Below are 17,974 nucleotides of genomic sequence, written 5' to 3' on the forward strand. Positions count from 1 at the left end.
TCGTTTTCGGATATCCGAAACTTGAAACGAAATCAATCGCGCCCATTGTCGCGCGTCTCCGGTTCGGATGCGCGCGGGGCGGTCTCGATGACATCGACCCCGCTCTGGCGACAGATCTCGGCGATGCCCGCTTCGGGCAGCAGATCGGTGACGAACAGGTCGATCTCGGCGAGATGGCCGATCCGCACCGGCGCCTGGCGGGCGAACTTCGTCCGGTCCGCGACCAGAATCGCCTGCCGCGCGTTTTCAAGGATGGCGCGCGCGACCCGCACCTCGCGGTAATCGAAATCCAGCAGCGCGCCGTCGGGATCGATCGCCGAAACGCCGATCACCGCGTAATCGACCTTGAACTGCCGGATGAAGCTCACGGCGGCTTCGCCGGTCACGGCGCCGTCGGCGCGACGCACCGGCCCGCCCGCGACGATCACCTCGATGCGCGGATGCGGATAGAGAAGGGTCGCGACGTTGAGATTGTTGGTGATCACCAGCAGATCCTCGTGCTGGATCAGGGCCTTGGCGACTTCCTCCGTCGTGGTCCCGATGGTGATGAACAGCGAGGCGCCGTTGGGGATGCGTGCCGCCGCGGCGCGGCCGATCGCCTCCTTCTCGGCCTGCGCCACCAGCCGGCGCGCCGCATAGGCGAGGTTCGACACGCCGGAGCCGGCGATGGCGCCGCCATGGACGCGCGTCAGCAGCCGCCGCGCGCAGAGTTCGTTGAGATCCTTGCGGATGGTCTGCGGCGAAACCTCGAACCGCGCGGCAAGGTCTTCCACCATGACGCGGCCCGCGCCGCGCGCGAGATCGAGAATCTCCTGAAGACGGCCGCCGGGCGGCGCGGCAGGGCCGGGCGCGGCACCGGCCATGGGACCGGCCTGGCCTTCGGGGGAGGGGCGGACGGGCGAGGGGCGGAGGGGAGTGCGCGCCATCTTCGGAGCTTCCTCGCGCCGGATTCCGGGACCCCGCGGAGCCGGGTTTCACTTCTCTTTCGTTCCGGGCGCTTCGCGAGCGTGAACGAAATAATGTGAGGATGCAAGCGGGGCGGAAATCTCGGAGGGGGGGCGAAGGAGATCCACGCCTGGAATGCCAGACGCGCCTTGGCCGGTCTGGCCTTGTCTGGCCGGGCTTGTGGGCCGCCGTGGCCGGATCTGGTGCTGCCGGAGAGGATTGAACTCTCGACCTCTCCCTTACCAAGGGAGTGCTCTACCACTGAGCTACGGCAGCTGATCTGCCGCTCCTGCCATATTCGATCGCGCCGGGTCAAGCGTTCCGGCCGGGAGGCTATTGTGCATCGCACAAATTTGTTGCGGTGCAGCACAAACGGGAGTATGGAGACCGCGTTCTGACAGATGCGAGGGTCCGCCACGCGGCGCGCGGGCGGGACCATCCTCGCAGGTTCGCGCGTCGCGCGCTGCAAGCCAAGATGGAGATGCCGGACATGACCACCGTTCCCGTCAAGAAGAGTGCCGCCAAGCCGGCCGAGACTGCCAAGCCTGCCGAGGTTTCGACGCCCGTCCAGGCCGCGGCCCCTGCCCCGGCCGAGACGGCCGCGCCGAAGGTGGCCACCTTCCCGCAGGTGCCGATGGCCGATCTGCTGAAGCCGCTCAACGCGGTGCAGGAGCAGGTTCGCGCCAATGCCGAGAAGGGCATCGAGCGGCTGCGCGCCCAATATGCCACGCTGAAGGGCTCGGCCGAGCAGGCGACCGACCGGCTCGAGGAGAGCGTCGCGGCCGCCCATGCCGGCTCGCGCGCCTTCAACATGAAGGTGCTCGAACTGTTCCGCCAGCAGGCCGATGCGAGCTTCGCGCATCTGCAGGCGCTGTTCGGCGTCAAGACGCTCGGCGATGCGGTGAAGCTCCAGCAGGATTTCGCCCGCGCGCAGGTCGAGCTGGTTCAGGCGCATACGCGTCAGCTCGCCGAGATGGCGAAGCAGGTCGCAACCGATGTCGCCGAGCCGGTCCGGCAATCGATCGTCCAGCCGCTCGGCCGCTGACGCGCCGGACCGCCGCGGGCAGGGTCCCGGCCGAGAATAATCAAGGGCGCGGAGCCTCTTCCGCGCCCTTTCGATTGTACCCGGCGGCGGGCATTCGCGCCGGCGCCGGTCACGCCATCTTTCCGGATTTGCCGCCTTGAAATCGGCGGCGATTGAAGCTAGGCAAACCGGACGTGCAGTCGTAGCTCAGTTGGTTAGAGCGTCGGTTTGTGGCACCGAAGGCCGGTGGTTCGAATCCACCCGACTGTACCATTTCCCAATTCGACCATTTCCCTGGCCGGCCATTCCCCGGATCGATTGCTCTTGCGGATCCGCAATCAAGGCCGCTGGCGACGCAGGATTGCCGATCCCGCCCCGCCGCGGAGCCGGCATGGCGTTTCGCAGGTCTTCGCGGTCAGGGCGATGCCCGGCGGTTCGGGGTCCCGCAGGGGGCCGGTTCAGGCGCGGGTGATCTCGACCGTGTGCTTGCGCCGCTTCAGGACCCAGCCCAGGGCGATGACGAAGGCCGCGCCGATCGCCGCCGCGCCGTAGAAGATCGCCGCGATCGGCTTGGTGATGGTCACCGTGCCGCCATGCCCGTCCGATTCGGTGGCGGTCTTGATCCAGCCCGGATCGAAGGCGGCGAGCTGGCCCATCACATAGGGGTCGCTGACGATCATCTCGGCCGCGATCCAGCCGAGCAGCGCCGCGCCCGCCCAGATGATGATGGGGAAGCGGTCCATGACGTTCGACAGCAATTGCGAGCCGAAGATGATGAGCGGGATCGAGAGCAGCAGGCCGAAGATGAACAGCCAGATATTGCCGCCCGCCGCCGCCGCGATCGCCACGACATTGTCGAGGCTCATCACCGCATCGGCGATGGCGATGGTGCGGACCGCGCGCCAGAGATTGTCGCTCGATTCGATGTCCGGCCCGCCTTCCTCCTCGCCGAGCGCGAGCTTGACGCCGATCCACAGCAGCAGCAACCCGCCCACGACCTTCAGGAACGGTACGCCGAGCAGATAGGTGATGAAGATCGCGAAGATGATCCGGAGGCCGATCGCCGCGCCGGCTCCGAGCGCCATGCCGAGCTTGCGCTGATTGTCCGGAAGGGAGCGGCAGGCCAGCGCGATGACGACGGCGTTGTCGCCGGAGAGCAGCAGGTCGATCCAGACGATCTGGATCAGCGGCACGATATAGGGGGTCAGCGATTCCATCGGTCAGGCGCGCTCCTGCGATTTTCCGCCCCTCATGAACGAGCTTGCCGGAGATGACAAGAGTGCGACGGCTATCGTCAGAGGCGCCACGCGACAAAGGCTGTGCGCGTTGTGGCGGCGGATCGGCAGGCGCTCCCAGTTGCCGGCCGCGTCGCGGCGCAGGGCGGCGCCGGCGTCCGCGATGCGGATCGCTTCCGGCGCCAGCGCGAGGCCGGTGCCGAGTGCCTTTGCCACCGCCTCCTTCGCGGTCCAAAGCCGCAGGAATGCCGCGCTGCGGGCCGGTTCGGGCAGGGCGCGCAGCGCGGTTTGCTCGTCCGCGCGGAGCATGTTCCAGGGGATCGCGGTGGCCGGGCGCAGCAATTCGATATCGATCCCCACCGGCCGGCGGGCGAGTGCGAGCGCGTTGATCCCGGCGCGGGCCGAGAAGGAGATGAACAGCCCGCCCGCAGGCGCCGCGATGCGGGGTGCGCCGGCCTGATCGCGCAGGATCCGGATCGCGGCGGCCGGGCGGCCAAGGAGTGGCGCGAGCAGCGCGCGGGCGAGCCGCCGGCGGTGCAGGAACCCGTCGGGATCGGCATGGCCCCCGGCCTCCGCGCGCTCCTCCGCCGTGGCGGGGGGCAGCCCGGATTCCGGGGCAGCGGCGGCCAGCAGCGCTGCGAATCCCTGCGCCGCGATTTGTTCCGCGACCGCCGGCCGCCGCATCTCGGGCGTATCGCCGGCGGCGAGCGGCAGAAGCCAATCCGCGCCCTCGTCCTGGTTCTCCCGCATCCGCGCCGCTCCTTCCGCCTTGCGGCAGCGGCACGGATCATGGCAGAGTCAACGGTAAATCCAACCATTCATGCGGAATTCTCCCGGCGGCACCATGGGGCGCATCCGGGAGCCTGCGCCGTCAGGATCGAAACATGCCCGAAAACGCGCCGGCGCCGCCCTTCACCCGGGGCAGGTTTCGCCGAGGGTCTGCGGTTGGGTCTGCCGCTCCTGCTGCGCCGGGCCGGGCTCTGAGGACGACCCCTGCGGAAAGCGCAGTGCCGCCATGCACGGGCCGCGGCGCCTGCGGCGTGGCAGCGCGTCATCGCCGCTTGCCGAAGCGCCGCCGCGGCTCCTATTAAGAATGGCTCGAAGCTCGGTCCCGCACGAACCGGCACGGGCGGGAAACGGGAGGCGGGCAGGGGCCCGGAACGCGTTGGCAGCACCAATCGAAACGCCGGGCGCCCAGACGCGCCCGACCGTGAAGTCCAATCCCCGCGTCGCGCTGTTCGCGACCTGCCTGGTCGATACGATCCGTCCGACGATCGGCTTCGCCGCCGCCAAGCTGCTGGAGGATGCCGGCTGCCGCGTCGAGGTGCCGCGCCAGACCTGCTGCGGCCAGCCCGCCTTCAATTCCGGCGACCGGGCGACCACCAGGGCGCTGGCGCTTCAGATGATCGCGGATTTCGAGGGCTATGATTACATCGTCGTGCCCTCCGGTTCCTGCGGCGGCATGATCAAGGCGCATTATCCCGAACTCTTCGCGGATGATCCAAACCTTGCCGCGCGCGCCGGGCGGCTTGCGGCCAAGACCTTCGAACTGGTCTCCTTCCTCACCGATGTGCTCGGCGTGACGTCGGTTTCCGCCCGCTTCGAGGGCGATGTCACCTACCACGACAGCTGCTCCGGGCTGCGCGAACTCGGCATCCGCAACCAGCCGCGCCGACTGCTCGGCACGGTCGAGGGGCTGCGCCTCGTCGAGATGAAGGATGCCGATGTCTGCTGCGGCTTCGGCGGCACCTTCGCGGTCAAATACGGCGAGATCTCCGACAAGATCGTCACCGAGAAGGCCGGCAATATCGAGCAAACCGGCGCCGCGACGCTGCTCGCCGGCGATCTCGGCTGCCTGCTCAACATGGCCGGCAAGCTCTCGCGGCGCGGCGCGGCGGTTGAGGTCCGGCACGTCGCCGAGGTTCTTGCCGGGATGACGGATACCCCGCCGATCGGCAAGGCCTCCCCGCAGGCGCGGAGCCGGGCAACGGCCGGCTCGAAGGAGGATCCGGCATGAGCGGCACCCCCACCACCCGCGATTTCAAGGCGAACGCCTCCCGCGCCATCGCTAATACCCAGCTCACCGGCAACCTGAAGGCGGTGCGGCAGAACTTCATCGACAAGCGCGCCAAGGCGGTCCACGCCCTGCCGGAATTCGAGGCGTTGCGCGAGAGCGGGAAGGAGATCAAGAACCACACCCTCGCGCATCTCGACCTCTATCTCGAAGCCTACGAGAAGAAGGTCGTCGAGACGGGCGGCCATGTCCATTTCGCGGCCGATGCCGCCGAGGCCCGCGCCATCGCGCTCGATATCTGCCGCAAGGTGGGGGCGAAGACCGTCACCAAGGGCAAGTCGATGATCACCGAGGAGGTGGGGCTGAACGCCTATCTCGAGGCGAACGGCGTCATCCCGGTCGAGACCGATCTCGGCGAATACATCATCCAGCTCCGCGGCGAGGCGCCGAGCCATATCATCGCCCCGGCGGTGCATCTCAACAAGAACCAGATCGAGGGCGATTTCCGCCGGGTTCATACCCATCTCGATCCCGGCCGCGACCTGACCGAGAAGACCTCGCTGCTCACCGAGGCGCGCGGGGTGCTGCGCGAGAGCTTCCTCGCCGCCGATGTCGGCATTACCGGCGCGAATTTCCTCATCGCCGAGACCGGAACCTCGGTCATCGTCACCAACGAGGGCAACGGGGATCTCACGCAGATCCTGCCGCGGGTGCATATCGTCTTCGCGTCCATCGAGAAGGTGGTGCCGACGCTGGAGGATGCGAGTCAGATCCTGCGCCTGCTCGCGCGCTCGGCGACCGGGCAGGAGATGAGCGTCTACACCACCTTCTCCACCGGCCCGCGCCGGCCGGGCGACCCCGACGGGCCAGAGGAATACCACGTCGTCATCCTCGACAACGGCCGCTCCGCGATGCTCGGCGGCGAGTTCCAGGACATGCTGCGCTGCATCCGCTGCGCGGCCTGCATGAACCATTGCCCCGTCTATCATCAGATCGGCGGGCACGCCTATGGCTGGATCTATCCCGGCCCCATGGGCGCGGTTCTCACCCCCTCGCTGATCGGCGTCGACGAGGCCGGGCATCTGCCCAATGCCTCGACCTTCTGCGGCCGCTGCGAGAGCGTCTGCCCGATGAAGATTCCGCTGCCGAAGATGATGCGCCATTGGCGCGAGCGCGAGTTCGAGCGCCATCTCAACCCGGCGGTGGCGCGGCATGGCCTCGGGTTCTGGGCCTTTTTCGCCAAGCGCCCGCGGCTCTACGCGCTCGGGGCGCGGATCGCGATGAAGGGCATGGCGCTGCTCGGGCGCGGCAAGGGCAGTTTCAAATCCCTGCCGGGACTTTCGGCCTGGACGAAATATCGCGATTTCGCGGTGCCGGAGGGCGAGACCTTCCAGGCGAAATGGGCGCGCGCCCGGAAGGGCTGAGCCTACTCGACCGTGACCTGATAGGTGATGGTGGAGCAGCCGGGGCGGTTGTTCGCCACGCCGCAGACGCGGATCCCGTAGCGGTCCTGCCCGCGGAAGCCGGGCTTCGGCGTATATTGGAACGTCATCCCGCCCTGCGGGACGAGCGTGCCGTTGCGCGGCGCGATCGCGATCGTGGCGCCGGTGAAGGCGGTGACGTCGTTCGCCGTGTAGGAATGGAAGCATCCTTCGGCATCCGCTGTCGCGGTGGTCTCGGCGTTGCGGCCGAAGGAGAAGGTGCCCGGCAGGATCGAGCACCCGGCCCGTGCCTCGGCGCCGGCGAGCAGGAAACAGGCAAGGCAGGCAATTTGGCGGAGAATCATCGCGGGTCCGGAGCGTTGGATGGATCGATTGCTCGCGCCAGCGATAGCGGCTATGTCGGGCCTGTCAATCAAAGGGCGGCCGCCATGACAACCTCACGGACAACCTCGCGCGATTCCATCTTCTCGTCGATCCGCCGCTCGCTCGGGGTCCGCGGCGACGAGCGGATCCGCCAGGGCATCGTGGCGGAGCGGCTCGAGCGCGCGCCGAAGGGCGTGATCCCCGCCCGCGGCCAGATCGACCAGGCCGGCAGGCTGGCGCTGATGATCGAGAAGCTCGAGGGCGTGCAGGCGAGCGTCGCCCGCCTCGCCGGATATGACGAGGTTCCCGCCGCGATCGCGGATTATCTGCGCGCCAACAATCTCCCGGCGACGATCCGGCGCGGCGAGGATCCGCGCTTCGGCGGCCTGCCCTGGGAGGAGACGGCGCTCGAGGTCTCGATCGGCCGCTCGCAAGGCCAGGATCTCAACGCCGTCAGCCATGCCGAGGCCGGGATCGCCGAGACCGGAACGCTTGTCCTGCTCTCGGGCAGCGAGAACCCGACGACGCTGAACTTCCTGCCCGACAACCACATCGTCGTGCTCAACGCCGCCGATCTCGTCGGCGATCTCGAACAGGTCTGGGCGCGGGTCCGCAAGCGCTACGGCAAGGGCGAGATGCCGCGCACGCTCAACTGCATCACCGGCCCCTCGCGCTCGGGCGATATCGAGCAGACCATCCTGCTCGGCGCCCATGGGCCGCGCCGGCTGCATGTGCTGGTCGTCGGCGGCTGAGCCGACCGAACCGGGATTCGTGGTTAACAACCTTTCGTTGGGGTTTTGCGGCTAGCCTTCCGGCATTGCTCGTGCCGGGGCCTGTCATGCGTAGCCGCCCAGCCTTCCCCCTCCTGCTGCTGCTCGCCGCCCTTGCGGCCGGGCCGGGTCGGGCGCAGGGGCTCGGCCCCGCGCCGCTGCCGGCCGATGGTTTCGCGCCGCTGCCCGCCGCGCCCCGGCCGAAGGCACGTCCGCAACCCGCCGTGCATGAGCGCGTCGTCGCGCGGGGAGACCGCCGCCCCACGCTGCACGCCGATTCACTGGCCGCCATCACCGCCGCCGCCGGACGCTACCGCGCGATCGCCGAGGCCGGCGGCTGGCCGATCCTGCCGGAGGATACGATTCTCCGCCCCGGGAGCGAGGGCGAGGCGGTTCGGATGCTCCGCCGCCGTCTCGCGGCGGAGGGCGACCTGCCGGAAGCGGAGACGGAAGCCCCGCTCTTCGACGCTGCGCTGCTGGAGGCGGTGAAGCGCTTCCAGGCCCGGCATGGCCAGAGCCGCAACGGGCTCGTCAGCGGGCCGACGCTCGCCGCGCTGCGCGTCTCCGCCGAGGCGCGCCACCGCGCGCTGGCCGGGAGCGCGCGCCGCCTCGCCGCAAGAGGCCCCGTTCCGGGCGCCGAGCGCTATGTCGTGGTCAACATTCCCTCCGCCTCGGTGGAGGCTGTCGAGCATGGCGCGGTCGCGAAGCGTCTGGTCGCTGTTGTCGGCAAGAAGGACCGCCCCTCGCCCGAGGTCGAAACGCGCATCACCAATGTCAACCTCAACCCGACCTGGACCGTGCCGGCCTCGATCATCCGCAAGGACATCATCCCGCGCATGAAGAAGGATCCCGGCTATCTCGCCAAGGCGCGGATCCGGATCTTCGGAGCCTCCGGCGCGGAGATCGACCCGAAGCGGATCGATTGGGGCACCGAGCGGGCCACGGCCTTCACGCTGCGCCAGGAATCCGGTGCCGGCAATGCGCTCGGCCAGCTGCGCATCGACATGCCGAACCGCGAGGCGGTCTATATGCACGACACACCCTCCAAGCGGCTCTTCGCGCGCGACGACCGCTTCCATTCCTCGGGTTGCGTGCGGGTCGAGAATGTCCGCGATCTCGCCGCCTGGATCCTCGCAGGGCAGCAGGGCTGGGACCGCGCCGCGATCGACGCCGCCATCGCCTCCGGTGCGCGCCGGGATATCCGCCCCGCCGCCGCCATTCCCGTGATCTGGACCTATCTCACCGGCTATGTGACGCCGGACGGGCAGGTGCATTTCCGGCCGGATGTCTATGGCCGCGACCTCGACGACGCGCCGGCGCTGACGGCCGGGGCGCCTGTTCCAGCCGCGCGCCCGCTGCCGCTCGGGCCGGGGCTCGATTCGGCCGGGCTCGATGCGATGCTCGTCGGCGCGGCCCGGCTTCCGGTGCAGCGCATCGACCCCTGAGCCCTATTCCGCGAGCACACGCGTCGAGGGGAAGGCGATCTCGATCAGCGTGCCTTCGCCGGGCGTCGAACGGATCGAGAAATTTGCGCGATTGGCCTCCACGAGCGCCTTGGTCAGCGGCAGGCCGAGCCCGGTTCCGGAATTGTCGCGGCGGGTTCCGACCTGGCGGAAGGGTTCGAGCGCCTGCTCGATCTCGCTCGCGGTCATGCCGATTCCGGTGTCGCGGATGCGGATCACGGCCTCGCCGGATTCGAGCAGCGCGGTGGCCACGATCACCTGCCCGCCGGCTTCGGTGAAGCGGGTGGCGTTCGAGAGCATGTTGAGCACGATCTGGCGCACGGAGCGCTCGTCCGCCACCACCGGCGGCAGGCGTGTCGCGAGCTGGCTGCGCACGAGCACGCGGTTCGCGTTGGCCTGCGGCTGGATGATCCCCACCGCGCTCGCGACGATCGCGTTGAGGTCGGTGGCGGCGAAATTCAGCTCCATCCGCCCGGCCTCGATCTTGGCGAGGTCGAGCAGATCGTTGACGAGGCTGACGACATGCTTGCCGGAGGTGCGGATGTCGCCGAGATATTCCTTGTAGCGCGGCGTGCCGATCGGCCCGAGCCGCTCCTCCAGCATCAGTTCCGCGAAGCCGATGATCGCGTTCATCGGGGTGCGGATCTCATGGCTGATCTTGGTCAGGAAATCGCTCTTCTTGGCGCTGGCGAGCTCCGCCGCGCGCCGTGCCTCGGTGAGTTCGGTCTCGGCGCGCTTCCAGGCCGTGAGGTCGTGCAGAACGGCGCAGAAGCGCTTCGGCTCGCCCTCGCTGATCTGGCCGAGCGTCATGAACAGCGGAATGCGTCCGCCCTTCTTCTCGCGGCCGAACACTTCCCGCCCGTCATTGAGCACGCTGCCGACGCCGTTCGCCTTGAGCCCCTCGAAGTAATCGAGCGCGGCGGCGTGGCTCTCGTTGCGCAACAGCGTGGTGAAGCTCTGTCCCACCACCTCGTTCTGATCGAGCCCGAACACGGCCTCGGCCGCGCCGTTGAGGCTGAGGATGCGGCCGGCCTCGTCGAGGGTGACGACGCCGTCCGTCGCGGTATCGAGGATGGCGCGCAGTTCCGCCGCCTCCGAGCGCTCGCGCTTGAGATCCAGCGCCACCGAGCGCAGCGCCTTGCCCTGTTCGAGTTCCACCGCACGGCGGATCGAGATCAGCGTCGCCGGCGTTTCGTGCCATTCGACAATCTGGAGATGCGCCTCGACCGGGATCATCTCGCCGCTCCGCGTCGCAAGCACGATCGTGTCGAAGGCCTCGCCGGTGCCACGCGGCATCGCGCCCTTGCGGAAAATCGCGCGCGTGCCGTCCTCGGCATGGAAGGTCGCGAGATCGGGATAGCCGGCGAGGTCGAGCAGCGCCCGGTTGGCGAAGATGGCCTTCTCGTTCTTGAGCACGAGAAGGCCGATCGGCAGTCGGTCGAGCAGCACGGTCTCGGCATCGTCCCCCGCCTGCGGCGGAGCGGGCGGCCGCGCCGCTGCGGGCGCGGATCCCGCTTCCGCCGCGCGGGCGGGCGGATTGGACGCGGCGGGCGGATTGGGCGAAGGCGCGGCTGAGGGAACATCGGCGCGGGCGCCGGGCAGGTCGGGTGGCAGGCCCGGCAGGTCGGGGTCGAATTTCGCGCCGAGCGCGCGCGCGATCTCGCGGAAGGCATTGCGCTCGGACATCGACAGGCCCGAACGCATCGGCGCGGCCGGCACGGCCGGGCTCTGGGTGACCCGCAGGGGCACGACATTGCCGGGCGCGGCGGGGCGCGGTTCCGGCGGGGGAAGCGGCAAGGCCTCATCGCGCGGGGCGCCGGGCGCCGTCTCGGCGGAAGCCGGCGCGGCAGGCGCGGCTTCGGCGTTGCCGGTCTCGGCGTGGCCGGTCCCGGCGGGAGGGATATCGACTTGAGGAATATCGGCCGGAGAAATCGCGGCGGGGGCGTCGAGGGTGGACTCGACCGGCGCCGGTTCGATTGCCGAGGCTTCACTCTCGACGATCATGGCGGGCGCTTGCTCGGCGGGTGCAGGCTCGCGTCCGAGGGCCGTGTCGTCGCGTTCATCGGCGGTACTCACGACCGCCGCATCTTCCGGGCGGGAAACGGCATCCCCCGGAGAATCCGCCGCCGCTACCGGCGCCTGTGCGGTCACCCGTTCGACATGGCAGCGCCCGAAGCCCGAGAAGCCCGCAAGACCGCCCTCCGCACCGTGCCGGGGCAGGGCCGAGAGATCGAGCGGCACGGTGAGGCCGGTTGCGCCAAGCGGCCATTCGAGCGCGACGCCGCTAAACGTCTCCCCGCGCGCGATCGCCGCCCGGATCCTCTCCGCGGCGCCGGGATCGAACACCGCGACGCGTTCGGCGAGGATCGTGCCGTCAAGATCCGCGCCGGCAGGGCCGATCGCTTCCGCGAGCGCCGGCGAGACGCTCTCGACCCGCCCTGCGCCATCGAGCGCGAACACGAAGCGGATCGGCCGCCGCTCCGCAGCCGGCTTCGCGAGCCAGGTGGGAAGGGTTTCGTCCCCGTTTGCCGCCGCTGGCGCAGCGGATTCGCTCGGTGGCGGCGGGGCCGGCGTGGCCCCGGCATCGGCCATGGGCGCGGCCGGCGGGCCGGCGGCACGGTCGGGGGCAGATTCGAGGGCCGTTTCGGCGGCGTTCTCGGCGAGGCTCACGAGCAGTGCCGGGGTGCCGTCTGCCAGCGGCAACGGCGCGCAAAAGGCGGTGACGAGAATCGAGCGGAACCCGATGTTGAAGCGCAGCCGTTCAAGCCGGCCGGGCGCAGCGGCATCGGGGTCGCGTCCGAGCGCGGCGAGGCGCAGGCTGCCGGCGGCATGGGGGGCTAGCCCCTTCGCCATCAGCCCCGCACCGTCCGTGGCACCGAGGCGGCGCGCCATGGCATGGCTCGACCACAGCACCCGCCGGCCATCAACGGCGACAATCATGGCTGGCGCGCCCTGGCGCAGCAGCGCCTCGCGCCGGCCGGCATCGATGAGATCGGCCGGCAGCAGCGCGGCCGCGTGGCTGTTAGCGGTCTCCATCGCCATGGCAGGGCCTCGTCATGAACGCAAAGCAACGGTCCGCCGCCGGGGAGGGAGGATCTGTCCCATTTCGGCACCGGTCTTAACGCATTATCCATAAAGCGCGCCCGTGCGGGCGTCCATGGCATGGCGCGGGTCGCGCAAATTTACCCTTCGGTAAGCTTAACGGGGCTGCGGTTCACGATGCCGCGATTGTCATGAAAATGCGCTAGGATCAAATGCCAACGCAGGAGGAGACGACCATGGCCAAATCCCCGTCGAACGATCCATCCGCGACCAGTGAGGGCTTCGCCTTCGCCAAAGCCATGCCGGGCGCGTTCGAGATCCCGCAGGAAATGCGCGAACTCGCCGAAAAGAGCCTCGCCCATGCGCGCGAAAGCGTATCCCGCGTGCTCGCCACTGCAAGCGAGGCCGTCGAGACCATGGAGCACAAGACCGAGGACACCCAGAAGCAGGCCTGGGAATTCGGCCGGCGTGGCTTCGCCTATGCCGAGCAGAGCCTCGTAGCGGCCTTCGAACTCGCCGAGCGTCTGCTCAAGACCTCGCGGCCGGAGGAGATCGTCCAGCTCCAGACCGAATTCGCGAAGGCGCAGTTCGAGGGGCTGCGCGCGCATCTCCAGGAAAGCGGCGCCACGATCCAGCGCCAGGCGACCGAGACCCTGGAGGAGATGGCGCAGGAAGGCGGCAAGCTGCGCGACAAGGCCCGGCAGGCCATGGAGCAGGGCGCCGAGACGATCCGCAAGGCCGCCGCACCCAAAGGCTGATCCAGGCCGGGCTGACACCGACAGGGTGGCTGACGCCGGCCTCCGGCGCCCGGCGGCGCTATTCCGCCGCGAGCGCAGCGCCGGCGCGCCGCGGGATACCGAGCCTGTCGAAAACGGCGGCGAGGGCCGCGCACAAGGTCTCGATCAGCGCGTCGTCATGTGCCGGCGTCGCGGTGATCCGCAGCCGCTCGGTGCCGCGCGGCACGGTCGGGTAATTGATCGGCTGGACATAGATCGCATGCTCCGCGAGCAGGAGATCGCTCGCGGCCTTGGCCTTGGCGGCATCGCCGATCATCACCGGCACGATATGGCTCTGGCTGTCGAGCCGAGGAATGCCGAACGCATCGAGCCGCGCCTTGAGCCGCGCCACCTGCCGGCGCTGGGCGGTGCGCTCCTCGTCCGAATGCTTGAGATGGCGGATCGAGGCGCGGGCGGCGGCGGCGACCGGCGGCGGCAGCGCGGTGGTGAAGATGAAGCCCGGCGCGTTGCAGCGCACGGCGTCGATGATCGCCGCATCGGCCGCGATATAGCCGCCGAACGTGCCGAAGCCCTTGGCGAGCGTGCCCTGGATGATGTCGAGCCTCGCCATGGCGCCGATTTCCTCGGCATAGCCGCCGCCGCGCGGGCCGTAGAGCCCCACGGCATGCACCTCGTCGAGATAGGTGAGGGCGTTGTGCCGGGCCGCGAGATCGCAGATCGCGTGGATCGGGCTCATGTCGCCATCCATCGAATAGACGCTCTCGAACACGATCAGCTTCGGCCGCGCGGGATCGGCGGCGGCGAGGAGCGCCGCGAGATGGTCGACATCGTTGTGGCGGAAGATCTGCTTCTCGGCGCCGGAGCGCCGGACGCCCTCGATCATCGAATTGTGGTTGTCGGCATCCGAGAGGATCAGGCAGCCCGGCAGGCATTGCGCGATCGCGGCGATGCCGGTCTGGTTCGCGACATAGCCGGAGGAGAATACGAGCGCCGCTTCCTTGCCGTGCAGATCGGCCAGTTCCGCCTCCAGCGCCACGATCGCGTGGCTGTTGCCGGAAATGTTGCGGGTGCCGCCGGCTCCGACAGCGCCGTTCCGCGCTGTTTCGATCATCGCCTCGATCACGGCCGGGTGCCGGCCCATGCCGAGATAATCGTTCGAGCACCACACCGTGACATCGCGCGTCCCCTCGGCGGAATGCCAGTCGGCGCGCGGGAATCGGGCGCGGTCACGCGCGATTTCGGTGAAGACGCGGTAGCGGTTCTCGGCTTTGAGCGCAGCCGCCACATCGGCGAAGACTTGGGCGTAATCGAACATCCGTCGAGGACTCTTTCGCTGTCGGCGCGGCCCGCGCCCATGCGCGGCAACCGACATTGACACATTCTATAGGACTCTTGCGCTTCCACGCCAATGCCGGGCATTGATGCGCGACAATTTGTGAGAAGCGGCGGAAGGCGGATCGCGATGGACGGAGGATCGAAGGGCGGAGAGGATCGGCACGCCAGGCTTGCGGCCGCGCTCCGGGCCAATCTGCGCCGGCGGCGCGCGCAGGCCCAGGGCCGTGCCGCCCGCCGGGATGCGCCGCCGCCGGATGCCGATCCCGCCGTCAAACCGCCGCAAACGCCGCCGAAAGGCAGGTGAGGCGGCGCTGAGCCGGCTTTCGCATTTGCGATTCCGGCCGCCGCGTGGCAAGGGGCGGGCTCGCTTCGCGCAGGCAAAAGCGGCGAGCAACGACAGAAATCGGGCGGGGTTTCATGGATCGGATCAGGATCGTCGGCGGCGGCAAGCTCAACGGAACCATCCCGATTTCCGGCGCCAAGAATGCCGCGCTGCCGCTGATGATCGCGAGCCTGCTCACGCCCGAGACGCTGATCCTCGAGAATGTGCCGCGCCTCTCGGATGTGCGGATGCTCAAGCGCATTCTGGGCAATCACGGCGTCGATGTCACCGTCAACGGCAAGCGCCCCGGCGATGCGGCGACCGATGGCGAGGTGGTGAAGCTCAACGCCGCCGAGATCGTCGATACCACCGCGCCCTACGAACTCGTCTCGCAGATGCGCGCGAGCTTCTGGGTGATCGGGCCGCTGATCGCGCGGATGGGCGAGGCGAAGGTCTCGCTGCCCGGCGGCTGCGCCATCGGCACGCGGCCGGTCGATCTCCTGATCATGGCGCTGGAACGGCTCGGCGTCGCGATCGATATCGAGGGCGGCTATGTCATCGCGCGTGCGCCGAAGGGCCTGCGCGGCGGCGAGATCGTCTTTCCCAAGGTCACGGTCGGCGGCACGCATACCGCGCTGATGGCGGCCGTGCTCGCGCAGGGCACGACGCTGATCCGCAACGCGGCGCGCGAGCCGGAGGTGACGGATCTCGCCGAGTGCCTGGTCAAGATGGGCGCCCGGATCAAGGGGATCGGCACCTCGGAACTCGAGATCGAGGGGGTCGCCCGGCTTGGTGGCGCGCGTCATCGCGTGCTGCCGGACCGGATCGAGGCCGGAACCTATGCCTTTGCCACGGCCATGGCGGGCGGCGATGTCCAGCTCCAGGGCGTGCAGCCGCATCTTCTCCAGGCCGCGCTCGACAAGCTCGCCGAGGCCGGTGCGGAGGTCACGCCGAACAACGAAGGCATCCGCATCCGCCGCAACGGCGCCGGAATCGCCCCGGTCGACATGACGACGGAAGCCTTTCCCGGCTTTCCGACCGATCTCCAGGCCCAGTTCATGGCGTTGATGACGCGGGCCGGCGGCACATCGCGCATCACCGAGACGATCTTCGAGAACCGCTTCATGCATGTGCAGGAACTGGCGCGCTTCGGCGCGCGGATCCGGCTCGAAGGCGATGCGGCGATCGTCGAGGGCACCGAGACGCTGAAAGGCGCCCCGGTGATGGCGACGGATCTGCGCGCCTCCGTCAGCCTGGTCATCGCGGCGCTCGCGGCCGAGGGCGAGACGATGATCAACCGCGTCTACCATCTCGATCGCGGCTTCGAGGCGCTCGAGACCAAGCTCGGGGCCTGCGGCGCAGCCATCGAGCGGATCCGCGCCTAGCGCGGCATCATTGCACCACGCCGCCCTTGCGCAGCCCGTCGATCTTGCAGCGGCAGCCCTGGCCGATCGGGAGATAATGCTCCATGGCGCAGGGGCCGCGCCCGGTCATGCAGATGCGGCTGAGATGGCCGCGCCGCTCGTAGCCCGGACCGAACCCGTAGGGGTCGCGGCGCGGGCTGTAATAATGGCCCGGCGGCGGAGCGTGGCGATAGGGTCCCGGCGGGGGATAATAGCCCGGCGGCGGTGCCGGGCGGTAATAGCCGCCCGGAGGCGGATAATAGCCGGGCGGCGGGTAATATTGCGCCATGACGACGCGCCCGCCATCGAGCAGCATCAGGACGAGGGCGAGGAGGGCACCGGCGCGGCGCCGGCTGGTGCGGGACATGTCACTGATCCTTCGCGATGATTCGCGTGAAGCCAGATTAATGCCTCCGGCCGAACGGCACATGAACGGGCCGCGCGGCTTGCGGGTGAAAAGCGCCGCCGGAGCACCCCGGCCCGTTGCGGGCGCCGGGCAAGGTCGGTAACAACGAGGAATTGTCCGAACCAGACCATGACGATGCCGCGCGCCCTTTCCCCCACTCCGCCCGATCTGGCGCCCGCCTGGCGCCTTTCGACCGGCATGCCGGATTTCGAGGCGCGCTTTGCGGCCCTGCTCGGGGCCAAGCGCGAGGTTTCCGAGGATGTGGACCGCGCGGCCGCGGCAATCATCGCCGATATCCGCGCGCGGGGCGATGCCGCGCTCATCGATTATTCCCGCCGGTTCGACCGGGTCGATCTCGCCGCGCTCGGGCTCCGGGTCGCTGCCGGAGACATCGCCGCGGCCCGTGCCGCCTGCGACCCGAAGGCGCTCGCGGCGCTGGACTTCGCCGCCGCGCGCATCCGCGCCTATCACGCGCGGCAGAAGCCGGCCGATCTCGTCTTCGAGGATGCGCTCGGCGTGCGCCTCGGCTGGCGCTGGAGCGCGATCCGCGCCGTGGGGCTCTATGTGCCCGGCGGCTCGGCCTCCTATCCGTCCTCGGTGCTGATGAACGCCATCCCCGCCAAGGTGGCGGGCGTCGAGCGCCTCGCGATGGTCGTGCCCGCGCCGGACGGCACGATCGCCCCGCTCGTTCTCGCGGCCGCCGAACTCGGCGGCGTGGACGAGATCTACCGCGTCGGCGGCGCGCAGGCCATCGCGGCGCTTGCCTATGGCACCGAGAGCATCCGCCCGGTCTCGAAGATCGTCGGGCCGGGCAATGCCTATGTCGCGGCGGCCAAGCGGCAGGTCTTCGGCCAGGTGGGGATCGACATGATCGCCGGCCCCTCCGAAGTGGTGATCATCGCCGATTCCTCGGCCAATGCCGAATGGATCGCCGCCGATCTGCTCGCCCAGGCCGAGCACGACCCCGCCGCGCAATCGGTGCTGATCACCGATGATGCCGCGCTGGGGGCGGCGGTGGTCACGGCGCTGGCGGGGCAGCTCGCGCTGCTGCCGCGTCGCGAGATCGCGGCCGCGAGCTGGCGCGACAACGGCGCCGTCATCCTTGTCCGCGACATGGCGGAAGCGGCGGCGCTGGCCGACAGGCTCGCCCCGGAGCATCTCGAGATCATGACGCGCGCGCCGGATGTGGTGGCGGCGACGATCCGCGAGGCGGGCGCGATCTTCCTCGGCGGGCACACGCCGGAGGCGATCGGCGATTATGTCGGGGGGTCGAACCATGTCCTGCCGACAGCGCGCTCGGCGCGTTTCGCCTCGGGCCTCGGGGTGCTCGATTTCATGAAGCGCACCTCGCTGCTTGCCTGCGGGCCGGACCAGCTCGCCGCCCTTGGCCCGGCGGCGATCGCGCTCGGCGAGGCGGAAGGGCTCACCGCCCATGCGCGCTCGGTCGCGATCCGGCTCAATCACGGGTGAGGC

General features: G+C 69.4%; 15 protein-coding genes and 2 tRNA genes. 9 read left to right on the forward strand and 8 right to left on the reverse strand.

What is annotated here, in order from left to right; translation table 11 throughout:
* Positions 1 to 32: 32 nt before the first annotated feature.
* Together FWJ24_RS13685 and FWJ24_RS13690 are read right to left on the reverse strand one after the other, a co-directional pair.
* Positions 33 to 863, reverse strand: coding sequence for a DeoR/GlpR family DNA-binding transcription regulator (locus FWJ24_RS13685; RefSeq protein ID WP_150288417.1), 831 nt, complete (start codon positions 861 to 863; stop codon positions 33 to 35).
* Positions 864 to 1,146: 283 nt separating this feature from the next.
* Positions 1,147 to 1,221 (reverse strand) — tRNA-Thr (locus FWJ24_RS13690).
* 214 nt (positions 1,222 to 1,435) lie between these two features.
* Here FWJ24_RS13690 and FWJ24_RS13695 point away from each other — a divergent pair.
* Positions 1,436 to 1,990, forward strand: coding sequence for a phasin family protein (locus FWJ24_RS13695; protein WP_166443730.1), 555 nt, complete (start codon positions 1,436 to 1,438; stop codon positions 1,988 to 1,990).
* Between the two features lie 175 nt (positions 1,991 to 2,165).
* Positions 2,166 to 2,242: transfer RNA gene (locus FWJ24_RS13700), tRNA-His, on the forward strand.
* 185 nt (positions 2,243 to 2,427) lie between these two features.
* On the opposite strand, the gene FWJ24_RS13705 is transcribed toward FWJ24_RS13700, so the two are convergent.
* Positions 2,428 to 3,186 carry a TerC family protein gene (locus FWJ24_RS13705; protein WP_150288394.1) on the reverse strand — a complete coding sequence of 253 codons (759 nt, stop codon included), beginning with the start codon at positions 3,184 to 3,186 and terminating at the stop codon, positions 2,428 to 2,430.
* Between the two features lie 3 nt (positions 3,187 to 3,189).
* On the reverse strand, positions 3,190 to 3,954 hold the full coding sequence (locus tag FWJ24_RS13710; protein WP_246155690.1) for a 4'-phosphopantetheinyl transferase family protein: 765 nt from the start codon (positions 3,952 to 3,954) through the stop codon (positions 3,190 to 3,192).
* Between the two features lie 460 nt (positions 3,955 to 4,414).
* On the opposite strand from FWJ24_RS13710, the gene FWJ24_RS13715 reads away from it, so the two are divergent.
* Positions 4,415 to 5,221: a (Fe-S)-binding protein gene (locus tag FWJ24_RS13715; RefSeq protein ID WP_246155691.1), complete on the forward strand. Its 807-nt coding sequence runs from the start codon at positions 4,415 to 4,417 to the stop codon at positions 5,219 to 5,221.
* A complete protein-coding gene (locus FWJ24_RS13720; protein WP_150288396.1) occupies positions 5,218 to 6,642 on the forward strand; it encodes a LutB/LldF family L-lactate oxidation iron-sulfur protein in 1,425 nt (474 codons plus the stop codon). The genes FWJ24_RS13715 and FWJ24_RS13720 overlap by 4 nt, the downstream gene beginning before the upstream one ends.
* Positions 6,643 to 6,644: 2 nt before the next feature.
* Here FWJ24_RS13720 and FWJ24_RS13725 read toward each other — a convergent pair whose 3' ends face one another.
* A complete protein-coding gene (locus tag FWJ24_RS13725) occupies positions 6,645 to 7,004 on the reverse strand; it encodes an Ig-like domain-containing protein (RefSeq protein WP_150288397.1) in 360 nt (119 codons plus the stop codon).
* 84 nt (positions 7,005 to 7,088) lie between these two features.
* Between FWJ24_RS13725 and FWJ24_RS13730 the strand changes: the two genes are divergently transcribed.
* Entirely contained in the window at positions 7,089 to 7,775 is a 687-nt protein-coding gene (locus FWJ24_RS13730; RefSeq protein WP_150288398.1) for a LutC/YkgG family protein, read from the forward strand.
* An 86-nt stretch (positions 7,776 to 7,861) separates the two neighbouring features.
* Entirely contained in the window at positions 7,862 to 9,238 is a 1,377-nt protein-coding gene (locus FWJ24_RS13735) for a L,D-transpeptidase family protein (protein ID WP_150288399.1), read from the forward strand.
* Between the two features lie 3 nt (positions 9,239 to 9,241).
* On the opposite strand, the gene FWJ24_RS13740 is transcribed toward FWJ24_RS13735, so the two are convergent.
* A complete protein-coding gene (locus FWJ24_RS13740; protein ID WP_150288400.1) occupies positions 9,242 to 12,298 on the reverse strand; it encodes a PAS domain-containing sensor histidine kinase in 3,057 nt (1,018 codons plus the stop codon).
* 236 nt (positions 12,299 to 12,534) lie between these two features.
* Between FWJ24_RS13740 and FWJ24_RS13745 the strand changes: the two genes are divergently transcribed.
* Positions 12,535 to 13,056: a phasin family protein gene (locus FWJ24_RS13745; RefSeq protein WP_166443731.1), complete on the forward strand. Its 522-nt coding sequence runs from the start codon at positions 12,535 to 12,537 to the stop codon at positions 13,054 to 13,056.
* A gap of 58 nt (positions 13,057 to 13,114) precedes the next feature.
* Here FWJ24_RS13745 and hemA read toward each other — a convergent pair whose 3' ends face one another.
* On the reverse strand, positions 13,115 to 14,350 hold the full coding sequence (gene hemA, locus FWJ24_RS13750; RefSeq protein ID WP_150288402.1) for a 5-aminolevulinate synthase: 1,236 nt from the start codon (positions 14,348 to 14,350) through the stop codon (positions 13,115 to 13,117).
* Positions 14,351 to 14,787: 437 nt separating this feature from the next.
* Between hemA and murA the strand changes: the two genes are divergently transcribed.
* Entirely contained in the window at positions 14,788 to 16,077 is a 1,290-nt protein-coding gene (gene murA / locus FWJ24_RS13755) for a UDP-N-acetylglucosamine 1-carboxyvinyltransferase (protein WP_150288403.1), read from the forward strand.
* A 7-nt stretch (positions 16,078 to 16,084) separates the two neighbouring features.
* Here murA and FWJ24_RS13760 read toward each other — a convergent pair whose 3' ends face one another.
* Positions 16,085 to 16,462, reverse strand: a complete 378-nt coding sequence (locus FWJ24_RS13760) for a hypothetical protein (protein ID WP_150288404.1) — start codon at positions 16,460 to 16,462, stop codon at positions 16,085 to 16,087.
* Between the two features lie 168 nt (positions 16,463 to 16,630).
* On the opposite strand from FWJ24_RS13760, the gene hisD reads away from it, so the two are divergent.
* The gene (gene hisD, locus FWJ24_RS13765) at positions 16,631 to 17,971 is read left to right on the forward strand and encodes a histidinol dehydrogenase (RefSeq protein ID WP_425468942.1); all 1,341 of its coding nucleotides are present in this window, start codon (positions 16,631 to 16,633) and stop codon (positions 17,969 to 17,971) included.
* Positions 17,972 to 17,974: the final 3 nt, after the last annotated feature.

The organism is Rhabdaerophilum calidifontis, assembly GCF_008641065.1.
GTDB lineage: Bacteria > Pseudomonadota > Alphaproteobacteria > Rhizobiales > Beijerinckiaceae > Rhabdaerophilum > Rhabdaerophilum calidifontis.

Bases quoted from the DNA above. Each gene is read 5' to 3' on its own strand.
- FWJ24_RS13685 (WP_150288417.1), bottom strand. From the start codon at position 863: ATGGCCGGTGCCGCGCCCGGCCCTGCCGCGCCGCCCGGCGGCCGTCTT.
- FWJ24_RS13695 (WP_166443730.1), top strand. From the start codon at position 1,436: ATGACCACCGTTCCCGTCAAGAAGAGTGCCGCCAAGCCGGCCGAGACT.
- FWJ24_RS13705 (WP_150288394.1), bottom strand. From the start codon at position 3,186: ATGGAATCGCTGACCCCCTATATCGTGCCGCTGATCCAGATCGTCTGG.
- FWJ24_RS13710 (WP_246155690.1), bottom strand. From the start codon at position 3,954: ATGCGGGAGAACCAGGACGAGGGCGCGGATTGGCTTCTGCCGCTCGCC.
- FWJ24_RS13720 (WP_150288396.1), top strand. From the start codon at position 5,218: ATGAGCGGCACCCCCACCACCCGCGATTTCAAGGCGAACGCCTCCCGC.
- FWJ24_RS13725 (WP_150288397.1), bottom strand. From the start codon at position 7,004: ATGATTCTCCGCCAAATTGCCTGCCTTGCCTGTTTCCTGCTCGCCGGC.
- FWJ24_RS13730 (WP_150288398.1), top strand. From the start codon at position 7,089: ATGACAACCTCACGGACAACCTCGCGCGATTCCATCTTCTCGTCGATC.
- FWJ24_RS13735 (WP_150288399.1), top strand. From the start codon at position 7,862: ATGCGTAGCCGCCCAGCCTTCCCCCTCCTGCTGCTGCTCGCCGCCCTT.
- FWJ24_RS13740 (WP_150288400.1), bottom strand. From the start codon at position 12,298: ATGGCGATGGAGACCGCTAACAGCCACGCGGCCGCGCTGCTGCCGGCC.
- FWJ24_RS13745 (WP_166443731.1), top strand. From the start codon at position 12,535: ATGGCCAAATCCCCGTCGAACGATCCATCCGCGACCAGTGAGGGCTTC.
- hemA (WP_150288402.1), bottom strand. From the start codon at position 14,350: ATGTTCGATTACGCCCAAGTCTTCGCCGATGTGGCGGCTGCGCTCAAA.
- murA (WP_150288403.1), top strand. From the start codon at position 14,788: ATGGATCGGATCAGGATCGTCGGCGGCGGCAAGCTCAACGGAACCATC.
- FWJ24_RS13760 (WP_150288404.1), bottom strand. From the start codon at position 16,462: ATGTCCCGCACCAGCCGGCGCCGCGCCGGTGCCCTCCTCGCCCTCGTC.
- hisD (WP_425468942.1), top strand. From the start codon at position 16,631: ATGACGATGCCGCGCGCCCTTTCCCCCACTCCGCCCGATCTGGCGCCC.